We start from the raw sequence: 1492 nt of genomic DNA on the forward strand, positions 1-1492 counted from the left end.
GAACTGATTGGGGAAGCAGTTCCAGAGCTTCAAAGCTATTTGGGGTAGCTGGCGGTTTGATTTCCATGGTTCTACACTACTACTCATCCTTCCCTTTTTGTCAACCCCATCACCTGAATGCTTACCCATCTAGAGAGGAGATGGATCGCTTAGATTATTTTATTCCTAACTCACCTGAAGTTGAGCCAATGTTAAGCACTTATGGAGAAAGCGATGACTTTGAAATTGGCGATGCACTTTTGTTTGATAAAGAAGTGATTCATCGTAGTTGTCCTTTAACGGAAGGGCCGATAGAAACTAGAAGAGCTTTTGTAATGCGATTTGTTGAGGCAGATTCAAGTTATGACTTAGACAGGGTTAAGAAACTCAAACCCTTCCAAGATATTGTTGGCTATGGAACTGGGAGTGCTTTAGCAAACAATATTTGTCAGAAAGAAGACGAGGCGTTGATTGACAGCCCATTATTCAAGGACACAAAAGAGAAAAGGTTAATTCCTTTTGAGACATGAAGTTCAAAAAACTTTAGAGAAAGAAAATCTGGCTCTCCTGTACTGGTGGTGATAATAAAATCTTATATTTTGTAGGGTGGGTTAGGCATAGAATTAACTTTGAGGAGTGCGTAGGGTGCGTTAGGGACGGGCTCGCCCTGATTTTCCGCCTCGCAAGCCCCTGGGACAACCCGTCCCGTAACGCACCACCAAAAGGCTCGCCCTCATTTTCTCGGTAGCCAGTGTTGGGACAGTCCGTCTGAAGATTGTAACGGGCAAGATGCCCATTCCACCAAGATGCCCGTTCCACCAAGATGCCCATTCCACCAAGATGCCCGTTCCACCAAGATGCCCATTCCACCAAGATGCCCATTCCACCAAGATGCCCATTCCACCAAGATGCCCATTCCACCAAACCAAGATGCCCATTCCACCAAGATGCCCGTTCCACCCACCGGGTCAAACAGTTTTAATCAGATGCACCCTTAGCTTCTGTGTTACTCCGTCAGTTTAAGTATAAATCACCATGCCCTCACCATTCCCTGGAATGAATCCCTATTTAGAAGATTCAGCCTATTGGTCAAGCGTACATCATTGGCTAATTACCGAAATTGCTCGGTTATTAAACCAAGAGTTAGCCCCTAAATATGTAGTTGCGGTAGAAGTGCGAATCTACGAAACTAGTGGAGAAAAGTCCACGCTTATTGGTATTCCTGATAATGCCATTGCTAAAAGCTCTGAAAATACTATCAGAGCTCCCGAGTCTAATGTAGCTGTTGCAGTGCCTCCTACCGAACCTTTAACGATAGAACTTGCTCTCACAGAAACTATTAAGCAAGGATATCTAGAAGTTAGGAAAGTTGGGACAGGAAAAGTTGTTACGGCTATTGAAATTATTTCTCCTATCAATAAAAATGTAGGAGAAGGTCGGAAAAAATATGAAAACAAACGTCAGCTTATTTTAAATAGTAAAACAAATTTCGTAGAAATAGATTTACTACGTC

Annotated in this window: 3 protein-coding genes; 2 read left to right on the forward strand and 1 reads right to left on the reverse strand. The window is 43.0% G+C overall.

What is annotated here, in order from left to right; translation table 11 throughout:
- Positions 1 to 140: 140 nt before the first annotated feature.
- On the forward strand, positions 141 to 509 hold the full coding sequence (locus F6K49_RS48260; protein WP_293109761.1) for a hypothetical protein: 369 nt from the start codon (positions 141 to 143) through the stop codon (positions 507 to 509).
- A 203-nt stretch (positions 510 to 712) separates the two neighbouring features.
- On the opposite strand, the gene F6K49_RS48265 is transcribed toward F6K49_RS48260, so the two are convergent.
- The gene (locus tag F6K49_RS48265) at positions 713 to 925 is read right to left on the reverse strand and encodes a hypothetical protein (protein WP_293109763.1); all 213 of its coding nucleotides are present in this window, start codon (positions 923 to 925) and stop codon (positions 713 to 715) included.
- An 89-nt stretch (positions 926 to 1014) separates the two neighbouring features.
- Here F6K49_RS48265 and F6K49_RS48270 point away from each other — a divergent pair.
- The coding region (locus F6K49_RS48270; RefSeq protein WP_293109765.1) for a DUF4058 family protein at positions 1015 to 1492 on the forward strand (478 nt) is incomplete at its 3' end.

It is taken from the genome of Moorena sp. SIO3I6 (genome assembly GCF_010672095.1).

Coding starts and splice junctions, on each gene's coding strand:
- F6K49_RS48260 (WP_293109761.1), top strand. CDS start 141: ATGGATCGCTTAGATTATTTTATTCCTAACTCACCTGAAGTTGAGCCA.